The sequence below is a fragment of the Bacillus sp. SB49 genome, from assembly GCF_000469135.2.
In the GTDB taxonomy this organism is placed as follows: Bacteria; Bacillota; Bacilli; order Bacillales; family Halobacillaceae; genus Halobacillus.
Map to the genome: position 1 here is coordinate 729,994 of NZ_CP048117.1, position 14,812 is coordinate 744,805.

Annotated in this window: 16 protein-coding genes and 1 riboswitch; of the genes, 15 read left to right on the top strand and 1 reads right to left on the bottom strand. The window is 48.4% G+C overall.

The genetic code is table 11. The features are described 5' to 3' along the window. Positions 1–23: 23 nt before the first annotated feature. The 14 genes from M662_RS03650 to M662_RS03715 all read left to right on the top strand — a co-directional run bounded on the left by M662_RS03650 (position 24) and on the right by M662_RS03715 (position 12,645). A complete protein-coding gene (locus M662_RS03650) occupies positions 24–323 on the top strand; it encodes a hypothetical protein (protein ID WP_026578682.1) in 300 nt (99 codons plus the stop codon). A gap of 96 nt (positions 324–419) precedes the next feature. Beyond that, positions 420–953 carry a GNAT family N-acetyltransferase gene (locus M662_RS03655; RefSeq protein ID WP_026578681.1) on the top strand — a complete coding sequence of 178 codons (534 nt, stop codon included), beginning with the start codon at positions 420–422 and terminating at the stop codon, positions 951–953. Positions 954–1,139: 186 nt separating this feature from the next. Further along, a complete protein-coding gene (locus M662_RS03660) occupies positions 1,140–1,685 on the top strand; it encodes a cob(I)yrinic acid a,c-diamide adenosyltransferase (protein ID WP_008633884.1) in 546 nt (181 codons plus the stop codon). Beyond that, positions 1,685–3,040 (top strand): cobyrinic acid a,c-diamide synthase CobB, encoded by a 1,356-nt coding sequence (locus tag M662_RS03665; protein WP_035388632.1) that lies wholly within the window; start codon positions 1,685–1,687, stop codon positions 3,038–3,040. The genes M662_RS03660 and M662_RS03665 overlap by 1 nt, the downstream gene beginning before the upstream one ends. Next, positions 3,037–4,512 carry a cobyric acid synthase gene (locus M662_RS03670; protein ID WP_026578679.1) on the top strand — a complete coding sequence of 492 codons (1,476 nt, stop codon included), beginning with the start codon at positions 3,037–3,039 and terminating at the stop codon, positions 4,510–4,512. Before M662_RS03665 ends, M662_RS03670 begins: the two co-directional genes overlap by 4 nt. An 83-nt stretch (positions 4,513–4,595) precedes the next feature. Continuing rightward, a riboswitch (cobalamin riboswitch) is annotated at positions 4,596–4,769 on the top strand. Positions 4,770–4,913: 144 nt separating this feature from the next. Then, positions 4,914–5,897: an ABC transporter substrate-binding protein gene (locus tag M662_RS03675; protein WP_026578678.1), complete on the top strand. Its 984-nt coding sequence runs from the start codon at positions 4,914–4,916 to the stop codon at positions 5,895–5,897. After that, positions 5,860–6,930 carry a FecCD family ABC transporter permease gene (locus M662_RS03680; RefSeq protein ID WP_008633876.1) on the top strand — a complete coding sequence of 357 codons (1,071 nt, stop codon included), beginning with the start codon at positions 5,860–5,862 and terminating at the stop codon, positions 6,928–6,930. Before M662_RS03675 ends, M662_RS03680 begins: the two co-directional genes overlap by 38 nt. Beyond that, positions 6,927–8,378, top strand: a complete 1,452-nt coding sequence (locus tag M662_RS03685) for an adenosylcobinamide amidohydrolase (RefSeq protein ID WP_026578677.1) — start codon at positions 6,927–6,929, stop codon at positions 8,376–8,378. The genes M662_RS03680 and M662_RS03685 overlap by 4 nt, the downstream gene beginning before the upstream one ends. Beyond that, the gene (gene cbiB / locus M662_RS03690; RefSeq protein WP_026578676.1) at positions 8,378–9,337 is read left to right on the top strand and encodes an adenosylcobinamide-phosphate synthase CbiB; all 960 of its coding nucleotides are present in this window, start codon (positions 8,378–8,380) and stop codon (positions 9,335–9,337) included. Before M662_RS03685 ends, cbiB begins: the two co-directional genes overlap by 1 nt. 18 nt (positions 9,338–9,355) lie before the next feature. Continuing rightward, entirely contained in the window at positions 9,356–10,423 is a 1,068-nt protein-coding gene (gene cobD / locus M662_RS03695; protein WP_026578675.1) for a threonine-phosphate decarboxylase CobD, read from the top strand. After that, entirely contained in the window at positions 10,408–10,947 is a 540-nt protein-coding gene (locus M662_RS03700) for a bifunctional adenosylcobinamide kinase/adenosylcobinamide-phosphate guanylyltransferase (RefSeq protein ID WP_026578674.1), read from the top strand. The genes cobD and M662_RS03700 overlap by 16 nt, the downstream gene beginning before the upstream one ends. After that, the gene (locus M662_RS03705) at positions 10,944–11,711 is read left to right on the top strand and encodes an adenosylcobinamide-GDP ribazoletransferase (protein ID WP_008633860.1); all 768 of its coding nucleotides are present in this window, start codon (positions 10,944–10,946) and stop codon (positions 11,709–11,711) included. Before M662_RS03700 ends, M662_RS03705 begins: the two co-directional genes overlap by 4 nt. Beyond that, entirely contained in the window at positions 11,663–12,301 is a 639-nt protein-coding gene (locus tag M662_RS03710) for a histidine phosphatase family protein (RefSeq protein ID WP_008633858.1), read from the top strand. Before M662_RS03705 ends, M662_RS03710 begins: the two co-directional genes overlap by 49 nt. Continuing rightward, positions 12,232–12,645: a bifunctional adenosylcobinamide kinase/adenosylcobinamide-phosphate guanylyltransferase gene (locus M662_RS03715; protein ID WP_026578673.1), complete on the top strand. Its 414-nt coding sequence runs from the start codon at positions 12,232–12,234 to the stop codon at positions 12,643–12,645. Before M662_RS03710 ends, M662_RS03715 begins: the two co-directional genes overlap by 70 nt. A gap of 161 nt (positions 12,646–12,806) precedes the next feature. On the opposite strand, the gene brnQ is transcribed toward M662_RS03715, so the two are convergent. After that, positions 12,807–14,171: a branched-chain amino acid transport system II carrier protein gene (gene brnQ / locus M662_RS03720; protein WP_035388630.1), complete on the bottom strand. Its 1,365-nt coding sequence runs from the start codon at positions 14,169–14,171 to the stop codon at positions 12,807–12,809. A gap of 331 nt (positions 14,172–14,502) precedes the next feature. Between brnQ and M662_RS03725 the strand changes: the two genes are divergently transcribed. Next, positions 14,503–14,700: a cold-shock protein gene (locus M662_RS03725; protein ID WP_008633850.1), complete on the top strand. Its 198-nt coding sequence runs from the start codon at positions 14,503–14,505 to the stop codon at positions 14,698–14,700. The last annotated feature ends 112 nt before the right edge of the window (positions 14,701–14,812 follow it).

A 14,812-nucleotide genomic window follows, 5' to 3' on the forward strand; every position in this document is an offset into this window, starting at 1 on the left:
TAAGAGAATAGAGGAGAGTGACTATGAGAAAGCGTATAGTGATTCTGACTGTTTTCGCTGCTTTATTGGTATTCGCCGGATGTAATGTTTTCGGGCCTTACAATCTTTACTATGAATGGAATGAAGAAGGGGTTCTGGCGGATTACTTGGAAGAAAGCGATCAGTTTCAATCAGAAGACATTGATTCTATTAACTACTTAGGATCGGACACGTTCGAGATTACGACCGGAGACGAAGGTTATATCGTGAAACGGGTTTACACCTCCATGATGAATGGACATTGGGACGTGTTTCAAGCGTCCGGATCTGAAGCCGATTTCTAATACGAACGTAGAACAAGAGTTAGGGAAGGGGGAAACGATGCGCAGAGAACCGACGTTTCTAAAGGAGTAGAACAGAAGCGAAGGGAGAGAAAGAGATTGATAGAAGAATGGTACACCGAACGATTACATCTGCGTCCATGTAAAGAAGCAGATGCGCCGTACCTATTCGCTGTATGGTCCGATCCGGAGGTTGCGGAATTTATGAATATCGAACCATTCTCCAGCCGGGATCAAGCCGTCCGTATGATCGCTTTTATGAATGCACTGGCTGAAAAGGGAGAAGCCATTCGTTATTCCCTCGAGACTAAAAACGCAGGACGTATCATCGGGTCCTGTGGTTATAATGCGGTGAACGATAGTGCCGGAACAGTAGAAATCGGGTATGAGATCGCCAAGGCTTACTGGCGGCAGGGCTATGGTACAGAAGTAGTTTCCACTCTTGTAGATCATGCGTTTCATCGCTGGGGGATGGAGCAGGTGGAAGCCAAAGTACATCCTCAGAATGAACCATCGACCCGCTTGTTGGAGAAGCTTGGCTTTATCTTTTCAGGCACATTATGGGAGGAAGATGAAGCCACTGGCGGGAAGGAAGAAATGCTTCGTTACGTTAAAAGGAAGTTCCATGACTGAGCAGAAATAAAAAGCAGGCCGGCGGCCTGCTTTTTTGTTGAAAAAAATTGTTCAGCCTTGAATCCCGCTCTGTCCATCATTTTCGTGTGAAAGAAAAGGGCGCCTGCTTTTTTTAATGTCGTTCCTTTGCTATGATCATAGAGATTCTGTGTGATTATTCAGAAAAAATAAAAAGGAGTGAATGACATGGCAAGAGCAAAACGGAAAGGATTGACTCTGGTTTACACCGGAGATGGAAAAGGAAAGACAACAGCTGCCGTCGGACTGACGGTGAGAGCGGTCGGGCAGGGAATGAACGTAAAAATCCTCCAATTCATCAAATCGAAGAAACGGAGCTATGGAGAAATGAAGGCGCTTGAGAAGCTGGGTGTGGAAATGGTGCAGCTCGGAGAGGGGTTCACCTGGCTGAAAACTCCGGATGTACATAGGGAAGCGTTGAAGTCCGGGTGGGCGGAAGCGAAACAAACTGTCATGTCCGGCGAGTATGACGTGGTCGTCCTTGATGAAATAAACAATGCCCTGGCGATCGACACATTCCCGGTCGATGATGTACTGCCATTGGAGGAAGTGCAGGAGCTGATCCGCCATAAACCGGAGCACGTTCATCTTGTCCTTACAGGGAGAAGTGCCAAGGAGGAAATTAAGGAGCTGGCCGATCTTGTTTCCAATGTGCACGTCGAGAAGCATTACTACGATGAAGGAGTGCCGGCGGTGCGCGGCATTGAATATTGATGAGAAAACGCTTGGTGATAGCCGGCGCAGCCAGCGGTGCCGGTAAAACGACGATTACACTCGGGTTAATGGCGGCATGGAAGCAGCAGGGATGGAACGTACAGGGATTCAAGTGCGGACCGGATTATATCGATCCCAGTCTTCATAAAGCGGTAACGGGGCGGCCGGCGCGGAACCTGGATAGTTGGATGCTTCCGGATGACGTGTTGGCGGAAGTGTTTCAAAAAGGAAGTGACACGGCAGATATCTCGATTGTCGAAGGAGTCATGGGACTGTACGACGGTAAGTACGCGACATCCAATCAAGGGTCGACCGCGGAAATCAGTCAGAAAATTGATGCACCTATCATTCTTGTCGTTGACTGCAGTAAGATGGCAAGAAGCGCCGCAGCCATCGTGAAAGGATACCAGTTATTTGATGACACGACGGACATTGCCGGTGTCATTGCAAGCAAAGTCGGAAGCGAAGGGCACTATCGGATTATCAAAGAAGCGGTAGAGCAGGCGTGTGGCATCCCGGTGTGCGGGTATCTGCCTCGAATGGAAGATTTAGAGATGCCGGAACGACACCTTGGGTTGATCCCAGCCATTGAAAGGGGAGAGCTTGATGACCTTTTTAACAAGATGGGAAGAGCCGTCATGGAAACCGTAGATATGGAGCGACTGCTGCAGATAAGTGAGAGTAAGCCTTGGATGGAGGTTCCCCCTTCGCCGTTATTTCAACAGCAGGCTTCTTCTTCTCTTAAGATAGCGATTGCGGAGGATAAGGCGTTCAACTTCTATTACCCGGAAAATCTCGAACTTTTGGAGGCGCGCGGTGTAGAAGTGCTTCGTTTTTCTCCGTTAGCTGGAGAGAAAATTCCTAAAGTGGCGGACGGCGTTTATCTGGGCGGCGGCTTTCCTGAACTTTATGCCGAACGACTCTCGGAACAGAAAGACATGAGAAAAGCGTTCCTGGCTCGCGTCGAAGAAGGGCTTCCTGTCCTAGCGGAATGTGGGGGATTCATGTTTTTAACAAAGGCCATCGACGGACATGCCATGGTTGGGGCTATTTCCGGGGACATGCATATGCAGGAAAAGCTGGCTGCTGTCGGATACAGGGAAATCCATGGAGGACCCGGGAATTTTCTTCTTCCTGAAGGGGAAACTGCAAGAGGTCACGAGTTCCACTATTCTGTATATCGCCCGGATGAGGAGCATACGCCGGCCTACTTCGTTAAAGGAACATTCGGAGAAGGGACAGAAGGAGTCATTCATAAGAATATTGTCGCCGGGTACACGCATATACACTTTGCATCGAACCCATCCGTTGTGGATGCTTTCCTGAATAAATGCAGGGAGGTTCGCAATTCATGAAGGCCGTACCAATTATGATCCAGGGCACACACTCAGATGCGGGGAAAAGTATGATGGTTACGGCTTTGTGCAGGATTTTTGCACGAAAAGGATATGCTGTCGCCCCGTTCAAGTCGCAGAATATGGCGCTCAACTCCTATATCACTATAGATGGCAGAGAAATCGGACGCGCGCAGGGGGTGCAGGCGGAAGCAGCCGGTGTCGAGGCAGAGACGATGATGAACCCTGTATTGATCAAGCCGACGAAGGATGATGAATCCCAAATTGTCGTCCATGGGAAGCCGCTCCGGAATATGAAAGCATCCGAGTACCGGAAGGAATATTACGAGACTGCCAAACAGGTAATACGAGAAGCTTATCAATCTTTAGCCGGTCGTTTTGAAAGAATCGTAATCGAAGGTGCCGGAAGCCCGGCAGAAGTGAATTTAAACGACCGTGAACTTGTCAATATGAGTATCGCAAGAATGGCGGATGCTCCGGTCATCCTTGTAGGGGATATCGACAGAGGAGGCGTATTTGCAAGCCTTGTCGGAACCCTGCAGCTGCTTGATCCGGTTGATAGAAAGAGAGTGTGCGGTGTAATCATCAATAAATTCCGCGGAGATGTGTCTCTGCTTCAGCCCGGTTTGGATTGGTTTGAAGCGTATGCAGGTATCCCGGTTCTGGGTGTCGTTCCGTTCATGGAAGATGCTGCGATGGATGCGGAAGATTCCTTAAGTCTCAATCAATACAGCCGTTTCCCCGACGATGCCAAGGATTTGGATATCGCTGTCATTCATCTTCCGCGCATTTCTAATTTTACAGACATCGATCCGTTTCGGTTTGAAACGGACTGCCACGTACGGCTTGTTCAGAAGCCGGAAGAATTGGGAAAACCCGATTTGATCATTCTTCCCGGAACGAAAAATACGCTGGAAGACTGTCAGTTCATGAAGGAGCTGGGGTTGGACCACGCTGTCAGAAGGCTTCACCTTCAAGGAACCATCATCTTCGGGATTTGCGGCGGCTATCAAATGATGGGGGAGAAGATCCATGATCCTCAAAAAGTAGAATCTGAAGCCATCGAAGTGGAAGGGATCGGGATTTTTCCACTAAAGACGACAATGCTTACAGAGAAACGGACGGTTCGCTCAAGCATGAAGGTTCATTTCTCGGGAGAAGAGCTGGATATTCAAGGCTATGAAGTCCATATGGGCCGGACGGAGCGGACGGGGGATGTCGATTCCTTCCTTGATGGTTCCGTAAGCGACGGAGCATATGGGACGTATTTTCACGGTGTGTTCCATAACGACAAGTTCCGCCATCTGTTTCTCAACCAGCTCAGGAAACGAAAAGGATTGCAGGAGGCGGAAGCGCACGTGTTGTATGAACAACTCCGGTTGGAAGCTTATGATCGTTTAGCAGCGCACGTCACAGGTTTTTTAGACGTAGATAGACTGGAAGACATAATGGAGCAGTACCAGCGTAGATAGGAGCAGAAGCAGGGCCCCTATGAAGGTTATGACAAGATTTACTTTTTTCCGACGGGATTCTATAATAGAATCATCACAAAAATTCGAATATTCCGCGATCAGGTCCTACATGCTGTAGGTGAAAAGGGAAATCGGTGTAAATCCGATGCGGTCCCGCCACTGTAACGTTGAGGAAAGCTGCGTGCCACTGTTTGTACGGGAAGGGCAGCTTGACGATGAAACGGAGCCAGGAGACCTGCCTGACGTGTTCGAGAAGAGACTTTCGGGTTAAAGGTCTGCTTCGAACGAGCGTGATGTGTGCGTTTATTTATCAGCGTGTATCATTCCGCCTCCTTCGACGACCGCCTTTTTCTTAGAGAATGGCGTTTTTTTGTGAGCAAAAATAGGGAGGGGAAAGATACATGAAAAGAACACACTGGTTCATGCCGTTTGTTATGGGTATGCTTCTGATGTTTGCTGTCGGTTGCAGTGATGATTCCAATGAAACGGAGCAGGGCGCAGATGCTGGTGCGGAGGAAACGACTGATCAGCAGGGAAATTCTGCCGAATTCCCGGTCACGGTCACAGACGGAAGTGGAGAGGAAGTTACCATCGAAGAGGAGCCGGAGACGATCGTATCCTTAATACCGAGCAACACAGAAATTACATTTGCGCTCGGTCAGGGCGATAAGTTGATTGGTGTCGATACATACAGCAACTATCCGGAGGAAGCAAATGATATAGAAAAAATTGGAGCTCAGGAAATGGATGTGGAGAAGATTTTATCTTTAGATCCGGATCTTGCGCTGGTGACAGATTTCCACCAGGAGAATAATCGCGATATTCTAGATAAATTCGAAGAATCCGGTATCGACGTTGTTGTTGTCGACAGTGCGGAGTCTTTTGATGCTGTATATGACCATATCGAACTGCTTGGTGATGTGGAAGGGGCATCCGAAGAAGCGGATGAGCTTGTAGGCGACATGCAGTCCAGCTTGGAAAAGATCAAAGAGAAGGCAGAAGCTGTCGAGGAAAAGAAACGGGTTTGGGTGGAGGTCGCTCCTAGTCCTGATATTTATACAACCGGTACAGGAACCTTCATGAATGAGATGCTGGAGGCGATCCATGCCGAAAATACGGCTGCCGACCAGGAAGGTTGGGTGAAGATGACGGAAGAGGAAGCCGTCCAGAAGAATCCTGATGTCATCATCACCACTTACGGCTACTATGTCGATAATCCTGAGGAGCAGGTGCTTGACCGAGCGGGATGGGCGGAAGTTCCTGCCGTGAAGCAGGAACAGGTCTTCGATGTGAATAACGATACGGTGACGCGTCCGGGACCGCGTTTGATCGATGGAGTAGAGACGCTTGGAAAGCTCATTTATCCAGAAGTATTTACTGAATAAGATCGGGTGGATGTACATCTTGTTGGGAGGGTTCGTACTTGGTGCGACCCTTCTTGGCGTTTTAAACAGCAGTGTCGATTTCCCGATCCCGGTTGTCCTCGATCTTCTGCTTAATAAAACGCTCGGGATTACTTTGCGGGAAGAGACAGTCGAGAAATCCACCGAACTGATCATTTGGGAAATACGGTTTCCACGGGTACTGCTGGCGCTTCTCGTAGGTGCTTCCCTTTCCATTGCAGGTGCTGCTTTCCAAGGATTGTTGAGGAACCCGCTGGCTGATCCGTACACAATCGGCGTTTCGTCCGGTTCCGCCCTCGGTGCTGTATGCGTGCTGTATTTCCAAATTACGATTTCGTTTCTAGGCGAATTCACGCTGCCGGTTGTAGCGATTATCTCCGGATTCATCACGATGCTTATCGTCTTCGGGGTGACCCACCTGGCCAATCGAACGCTTGCGATCGAGACGATCATTCTGGCTGGTATTATCGTTAGTTCTTTCATCAGTGCGGTCATTTCCTTAATCATTGCCTTGAGTTCAAGAGAAGATATGCGGCAGATTCTTTATTGGCTGATGGGGAATGTCGGGATGCGGGGATGGAGTCATGTCCAATTGCTTCTTCCGTTTTTCGTCGTTGGGGTCCTGCTTCTCCTGTTCAAAACGCGCGAATTAAATGCGATGGCGCTTGGTGAGGAGTCTGCCGAACACTTGGGAGTGCACGTGAATCGAGGGAAAGTGATGGTCATCGTCGGCGCATCGCTGTTGACAGGGGCTGCCGTCGCCGTATCCGGACAAATAGGATTCGTCGGACTGGTCATCCCTCATTTCATCCGAATGCTTGTTGGGCCCAACCACCGCCATGTCCTGCCGTTATCCACGCTTGCCGGCGGTGGTTACCTGATTCTCGCCGACTTATTTGCACGGACGATTGTGGCACCGGAAGAATTGCCGATTGGTGTCATCACCGCCCTGATCGGCGCACCGATCTTTGCTTTACTTATGATCAGAGAGCGATTCAGGAGGAACGAATCATGATAATGATGAAAGGTGTATCAGGAGGATATCAAAGCAAACGGATTGTCCATGATATTGATTTGTCGATTGAAACCGGCCGGTTCTTTACATTGCTTGGTCCGAATGGAAGCGGAAAGACGACCCTGTTTAAATTAATTACAGGGATACTGCCGGCAGCGACGGGAACTATTCAACTGTTCGGCAGGTCTCTGCATACGTTTTCTCCCCGGGAAAAGGCAAGAATGATGGCTGTGCTCTCCCAGGAATCGTATGTAGAATTCGACTTTACGGTCAGAGAAATCGTTACGCTTGGAAGATATCCTCATCAACGAGGGTGGTTAAAGCACACGACGAAAGAAGATCTTCGTATCGTGGATGCAGTAATGGAAGAGACGGATGTCCGCCGCTATGAGAATCAACCGTTCCGTACCTTGAGCGGTGGAGAAAAACAGCGGGTTCTGCTCGCAAAGGCATTGGCGCAGCAGCCGAAGATCCTTTTCCTGGATGAGCCGACAAACCATTTAGATATCAAGCATACAGTCGTCATGCTGGAACATTTGAAGAAGCATCAACGGGATCATGATCTGACGATTGTGGCGATCCTCCACGACCTGAATACGGCCGCGTTGTTCGCAGATGATGTCGGGTTACTGCAGCAAGGGAAACTTGTCGCAACAGGGGATCTGTCCTTGCTGCAGCAGGAGGATTTATTGCAGGAAGTGTACGATGTTCCTGTCCATCATCATTATCACCCGGAAATACCGAAGTCACAAATCGTGGTAACACCCAATCAGGAGACGGGTACGATCCCGGATTATCAAATCATTCAAAATGCAGAATGGATACATCTCCAATTTACCCGGCCGCTTCGGACGATGGCAAACAGCGTCATTGGCGGTGGTATCGGCTGGTCTACGGACTTTTGTAATTTTTATGTAGATTTATCCTACGACTGCCGGGAACCGGAAACGGATGTCATCAGCTGGATGAAAACAAGAGGCGTCGATCCCGCTCAAACAATTGGAATGATGACCGCTGTCCATCTGCAGGACTATGTCATCTGTAAAGAAAACGTTCAGGGTATCGGTGTAATGGCTGTAGTGACGGCAGGAGTCGGTAATGCGGTCGATATTTCTAGAAGAAGAGAACTGGGTGCAATCCAGCCGGGGACGATCAACATTATGGTTTTTGTTGATGCTCATTTGACAGACGGTGCCCTCGTCAATGCCGTTCAATCCGTGACAGAAGCTAAGGTGAAAGCGTTGGCAGACCGGTCTGTCCTGGATCCAGTGACGGGATCGACAGCGACCGGTACATCCACAGATAGTACCGTCGTCGCCTCCACACAGGTAGGGGCACTGACTCCCTATGCCGGCTCAGGGACGGCCGTCGGGCAGGCAATCGGTACAATTGTCTACCGCGGTGTAAGGGAGTCCCTCGATAAATATGAGAAAAGGGGATCCCGTTGATGGACTGGCTTTATCACTACTATATTCTGCTTTTTGCAATAGGACTGGATTTATGGATTGGTGACCCTAAGTGGATTCCCCATCCGGTAATCGGAATCGGAAAGCTTATCGGTCGGCTTGAAGGTAAGTGGAACAATGGTGAACGTCTTAGGGAGAAGGGTGTAATGCTAGTTATCGTCATCGTAGGAGGGGCTGCAAGTATCAGCTTTGTGTTGATTACTCTGGCGGAAGCGGTCCATCCGGTTCTGGCTTTTCTGGTGGAAGGGTATATTGTATCTTCCACTATTGCCATCAAAGGGCTTCAGAAGGCCGCTTATGAGGTGCTGGTGCCTTTAAGCGCCGGGAATATCGAAGCCGCCAGGGAAAAGCTCAGCTGGATCGTAGGCAGGGATACGGAAGCTCTGAATGAAAACGAAGTGACGCGTGGTACCGTGGAAACTGTTGCCGAAAATACGGTCGATGCAGTCATTGCCCCAGTTCTTTGGGCACTGATCGGCGGCGGACCGCTTGCGTTCGCCTATCGTGCAGCAAATACATTGGACTCGATGGTCGGCTATAAGAATGATCGCTACCTTAATTTCGGCTGGGCATCCGCCAGGTTTGATGACATCGTCAATTGGCTGCCTGCACGGGTGACAGCGGCAGCCATGTGGATTGGTTCTTTTCATGTCAGAGATTCAAGGCGTAAAAATGGTCTTGTCATCGTACGGCGGGATGCGGCAAAGCATCCGAGCCCGAATGCCGGATTTCCGGAAGCTATGTGTGCCGGGCTTCTCGGTGTCCGTCTCGGAGGTGTGAATTTCTATGAAGGGATTCCTTCTTACCGTGCAGAGCTTGGAACAGCAGGAAGGAAGCTGAAGGCGGCGGACATATTAATAACCGTTCGGTATATGCACGGTACATGGGTGGTGGTGTTGGCACTTGTTGGTATAGTCATTGGTATCACTCACTATTTCTGATAGAGGGAGAGGAAAAGGATGAAAGAATGGCCGGAACACGGCGGGAATCCGTTAAAAATAATGCAACGATATGATATGGGGGAAAAGAAGGTGATGGACTTCAGTGCAAATCTAAATCCGCTGGGACCACCGCCCGATCTTTCTCTGGCTGCCGCATTCCGTACCTTGGATGTCTATCCCGATCCTGATTACCGCAGCGAAGTGCAGGAGCTTGCCGATGCGCTCTTGGTCGAACCGGACATGATTCGCCTTACTAACGGAGGAGCAGAAGCGATTTTCCTCGTGGCACATCTGTTTGCGGGTAAATCCGCGCTGATCATCGAGCCGGCATTCTCCGAGTATGCACGAGCATGTGAAGCATATCAAATAGATGTGACGCGTCTTAATTTAAAAGAGGATTTTGGTTTTCCCGTGCAGGAAGTGCTGACAGCGATCCCACAAACAGACCTGCTTTTTCTTTGTCGACCTAATAATCCTACGGGTACAATAATCCCGATTGATCCGCTCATACAAATGCTTGAAGAAGCGGAAAAGTCCGAGGTGACAGTGGTGGTCGATGAGGCCTTTGTTCACTTCCTTCCGCTGGAGGAACAAAATATCCTCCCGTTAATGGAGCGTTTTCCAAACTTGATTATCCTGCGTTCCTTGACGAAAATCTATGCGGTTCCGGGTCTTCGCCTTGGGTACATAGTGGCCCAACCCGAACAAATCAAGCGGGTTGCCGGGGTGCAGATCCCATGGAGTGTAAACGGAGTGGTTGCTTCTTTACTGCCCGATCTGCTCGCTCGAACCGACTATATACATAAAACCCGCCGTTTCGTACAGGAAGAGCGGGAGCGATTAGTGATTTCTTTGCATGAACTTGGATTTACGGTTTCACCATCTGTTTCTAATTTCTATCTGTTGAAGGATGCATCCGCGGCAAATTCCGACCCTTTGTTCGTTTATCTGGTTAAGAATGGAATCATTCCGCGTCACACCCATACGTTTTCCGGACTGGAAGGAATGTATATAAGGCTGGCTGTAAGAAAGAAGGAAGAAAACGATCGACTGTTGGAGGTGCTGGCAGCTTGGAAGGGACAGTGACGTTCGTTTCTGGAGGCGCCCGTTCCGGCAAGAGCGCTTTTGCTGAGAGCAGGGCGAAGGTTAAATCCAGCACAGGAAAGCTTATTTATGTTGCGACAGCTGAAGTAGTGGATGAAGAAATGGAAGACCGGATTATACGGCACCGCAAAGATCGTGGGATAGAGTGGCGCACTATGGAAGCGCCGGTTCATATAGCAGGGGACTTAATGAATGTGGAAGAGGGTTCTGCTGTGCTGATTGATTGTGTCACCATATGGGTCAGTCATTTAATGTATGACGAAAAGGAGGACCTGGGCATGATTCTGGAAAAGGTTAAGGAACTGCTGCGAATCGGTCGTGAGAAGCGGCTGCAGCTTATCTTCGTATCCAACGATGTCAATGAGGGAACTCCGGTGCAGGAATCTTCTGTCATGGAATACATAAGAACCCTTCAGGACGTGCACCAGCTCCTGGCAGCTAAAGCCGATGAAGCGTTTCAGGTCATTTCCGGCATCCCTCTTTCCTGGAAAGAAGGAATAGGTTGAAGACGGGCGTTTACGGTTTGATTCTCGCCATTCAGTTTTTGACGCGTATTCCGCTTACCATCGAATGTCCATGGGAACAAAGGACAATCAAAAGCGCTCTTCGATCTTATGGAATCGCAGGTTTCATCATTGGTATGCTGCTCGCAGCCCTATGGTGGGGGACGGTGCTCTACTTTCCTATATGGTTTGGCGGGCTGGCGGTCATTTCCCTGTGGGTATATGTATCCGGCGGCCTTCATCTCGACGGGCTGATGGATGCAGCAGATGCGAAAGGATCCAACAAGCCACTGGAAGGTAAATGGGAGATCATGAAAGATCCCCACGTTGGGAGTTTCGGGATATTAGCGCTCGTTTTCCATCTGGCATGGAAAACAAGCTTCATCTTCGGCCTGTTCGTTTATGGACTTGATAAGAATCTGCTCTTTTCTATCTTCTTCATCCCTGCGTTAAGCAGAGCAGCGGCATTGATCGTTCTGTATCAGCTTCCATTGATGCGGGAGAAGGGTCTCGCTTTCGAGTGGAAGAAACATATGGACCGAAGGGATGTCATCATAGGTGTAGGTGTCGTTGTATGTGTGGGAGCGTTATCCATTTGGACGATCGTTCTCATGGCAGCTTATGCCGTCTACTACTTTATCTTACGTTGGTGGATTGTCAGGAACTTCCGTGGCGTAAATGGAGATTTAATCGGATTAACGATAGAGGGGGGAGAATTATGGGGGCTGTTCGTACTTTGGATTTGTATGTGGTTCGTCATGGGCTGACGAAGGCAAATATAGAGAAGCGCTATATCGGCCATTTGGACGAACCGGTAATGGAAGAGCGGATGGAAGAGATGTTTGAGTTGAAAAAAAGCTTATCCACGGTCGCTTTTGATGCCTGCTTCACAAGTGACAGGAGGCGCTGCCTGCAGACCCTCCACTATTTAAGGCCGGATCTGCAAGGGTGGAAGGACGTCCGTCTTCGTGAGATATCATTCGGAAAATGGGAGGGGAAAAGACACGAAGACCTTGTCCAGGATCCTTCTTATCAGAGGTGGTTAAAAGATTGGCAGAATACCGGTCCTGACGGAGGAGAACGATTTCCTGAGTTCCACGATCGGGTGGGTGTTTTTTTAAAGGAAATGGTTTCATCTTCTTATGATCAGATTCTTCTCGTTACGCATGGGGGAGTTATTCGTTCTTTATATCAACACCTTCATCCGGAAGCATCCTTCTGGGATATAAGTCCGCCACACGGAAAAGGCTGCTATTTTAGAGTTAGTAAATCAGAGGAGGGATGGTCATGCACGTCGTGGTCGGAGGTGCCTGTTCAGGAAAACGAAAATACGTCCGAGAACACTTCCCTTCTTTAAATTGGGTGAGTGCTTATGAATCCCGGCAATGGTGTGAATGGAAGACTGTGCATGACGGGACGCTTGTTCTCGAAGGGTTCGAGGTATGGATCAGAGAAGCCCTTCAGCAAGGAATGACGCTGGAGGAGGTAAAGAAACTTTTTTTCACCTTCGTCGAGGACGTCAGGCATGCCGGACGTTCGGTCGTATTTATCCTTTTGGAGACAGGTCGGGGGATTGTCCCAATGGAGAAACTGGACAGAGATGGAAGGGATTTGTTAGGCTGGCTGACTCAGAAGTTGACAGGAAACGCGGATGAAGTGACCTATTGCTGGCACGGTTTGTGGACGACGCTCAAAGCATGACACCCATGACGGTGTCATTGGAAAGCTTATGCGTCTTGCAGGAGTCGATGCTCCATCATGGAAACAAAAGGGAACAGGAATAGAAAAACGCACCAAAAGCGCGGGCTTTTGGTGCGTTTTGTTTCTTTAAGATAAACCTTTTCTTCCGTAAAGTTGGATGGTCATGCATCAACGGGAACGGTATGCCCTCTATCATTGTGCCCGGGCCAAAGTAAACCGATGGCAGCACCGATGACTGCCGGAACGATCCATCCAAGGCCGATATCATAAAACGGAAGGTAGGCCGCATAGGCGCTGTCCACGACATCAAGAAACGAAACAGCGGCATTCGGCAGGCTGTCTTTCAAAGCATTGTAGCCGTCGATGACGCTGACGAAGAATGTGAAAGCAACGGAAACGGTATAGACTTTTTGTTTATTACCGAAGAACGAAGAAGCGAGTCCGAGTAAAATCAGGACAATGGCGATAGGGTATAAGAACATCAGTACAGGAACTGCGAATTGGATAATTTTTGTCAATCCCAGGTTTGCAATTAAAAAAGATACGAAAGAAAGCAGAAACACAAATGTTTTATAGCTGACTTTCGGTACAATTTCGTGGAAGAACTCGCTGCACGCAGCAATTAAGCCGATGCTTGTCTTAAGACATGCAAGAACGATGATGATACCGAGAAGAACAGCTCCGAACGATCCAAAGTAATGCTTAGCCACTTCAGCGAATATGACGCCTCCATTGTCGAACAAGCCGATGGACATAACGCTTGAAGCGCCCATGTAGGTGATTAAACCATAAATAAGCATCATCAATCCCATGGCGAAAATTCCTGACTTCCAAGTCGCTTTGGCGACAGCTTTCTTATCCGTGATGCCTTTGCTCTTAATAGCATTGATGACAACAATACCGAAGGCGAGGGAAGCAAGAGCATCCATTGTATTGTATCCTTCCGTGAATCCGGTCATAAAGGCAAGATCAGTGTAGTCTCCGGATGGTGGCTGGAAACTGCCCATCGGTCTGACAAGTGCTACGATAATTAATAGGAATAAGAACACTAAAAAGGCCGGTGTCAGATATTTTCCGATGTAATCCATCACTTTTGCGGGATTCAGGCAGAAATAATAGACGATTGCGAAAAACACAAAGCTGAAAACAGCAAGCCAAAGGGTGGTTTGGCCTTCCGGAATAAAGGACTCGAAACCGACGACGAAAGGTACGGTCGCTGTCCGTGGAATAGCGAAGAATGGTCCGATCGTCAAATAAAGGACTGCTGCGAATCCGAGACCGAAGATGGGATGAACCCTTCCGGCAAGATCACGCAGACCACTGCTTCCGGATAACCCGATGGCCAATATTCCCATGAAAGGAAGGCCGATCGCCGTCACCAGAAAACCGATTAAAGCCGGCCAGAAGTTTGTACCCGCCAGCTGTCCGAGCTGGATGGGGAAGATGAGGTTCCCTGCTCCAAAAAACATTCCGAACAGCATCGTGCCGATGACGGCATAGGTTGAAAAAGGGATCTTTTTTTCCATAAGTATAGCTCCTTCTTGGTGTAATAATTGTTGAAGTTTTTTGATAATAGAGACTATAATAACAAGAATTCTTTCCGGATACAATGCCATTTTTCTTATTGATATTATTGGAAGTAAACGTCTTAGGTTATGGTTTAAAAGAATGGATATTAAAAAGAAAATCCACAGGCGCTTGACAGATGACCTAAGATCCTATATAGTTAAAGTTAATTATTCTTGTTCGTTTACGAATGAAAGCTTAAGTAACTGTTAAGTCACTTTCGTCTTGAATGAATTTGCAGAGCAATAATAGTAATACAATGTGGATTTATTCCACGCAGGAGGTAACAATATGTTACAAGGTACAGTTAAATGGTTCAACGCAGAAAAAGGTTTCGGTTTTATTGAAGTAGAAGGTCAAGATGATGTATTCGTACACTTCTCTGCAATCCAAGGCGAAGGTTTCAAAACTCTTGAAGAGAACGAAACAGTTTCTTTCGAAATCGTTGAAGGCGACCGTGGCCCACAAGCGGCTAACGTTCAAAAATAAGTCCTAAAGAAAAGCTTCCGGCTAACCCCGGAAGCTTTTTTTTATGCGTAAATTTACTAAAGTTTATTAGAGGTAATTATCGGGTGGATATAGATCAGGGAGAGAAAGGAGA

Excerpts from the sequence above, each read along its gene's own strand:
- M662_RS03665 (WP_035388632.1), top strand. The coding sequence starts at position 1,685 with ATGAGAAAACGCTTGGTGATAGCCGGCGCAGCCAGCGGTGCCGGTAAA.
- M662_RS03685 (WP_026578677.1), top strand. The coding sequence starts at position 6,927 with ATGATAATGATGAAAGGTGTATCAGGAGGATATCAAAGCAAACGGATT.
- M662_RS03725 (WP_008633850.1), top strand. The coding sequence starts at position 14,503 with ATGTTACAAGGTACAGTTAAATGGTTCAACGCAGAAAAAGGTTTCGGT.
- M662_RS03670 (WP_026578679.1), top strand. The coding sequence starts at position 3,037 with ATGAAGGCCGTACCAATTATGATCCAGGGCACACACTCAGATGCGGGG.
- M662_RS03660 (WP_008633884.1), top strand. The coding sequence starts at position 1,140 with ATGGCAAGAGCAAAACGGAAAGGATTGACTCTGGTTTACACCGGAGAT.
- M662_RS03715 (WP_026578673.1), top strand. The coding sequence starts at position 12,232 with ATGCACGTCGTGGTCGGAGGTGCCTGTTCAGGAAAACGAAAATACGTC.
- cbiB (WP_026578676.1), top strand. The coding sequence starts at position 8,378 with ATGGACTGGCTTTATCACTACTATATTCTGCTTTTTGCAATAGGACTG.
- M662_RS03675 (WP_026578678.1), top strand. The coding sequence starts at position 4,914 with ATGAAAAGAACACACTGGTTCATGCCGTTTGTTATGGGTATGCTTCTG.
- M662_RS03710 (WP_008633858.1), top strand. The coding sequence starts at position 11,663 with ATGGGGGCTGTTCGTACTTTGGATTTGTATGTGGTTCGTCATGGGCTG.
- cobD (WP_026578675.1), top strand. The coding sequence starts at position 9,356 with ATGAAAGAATGGCCGGAACACGGCGGGAATCCGTTAAAAATAATGCAA.
- brnQ (WP_035388630.1), bottom strand. The coding sequence starts at position 14,171 with ATGGAAAAAAAGATCCCTTTTTCAACCTATGCCGTCATCGGCACGATG.
- M662_RS03650 (WP_026578682.1), top strand. The coding sequence starts at position 24 with ATGAGAAAGCGTATAGTGATTCTGACTGTTTTCGCTGCTTTATTGGTA.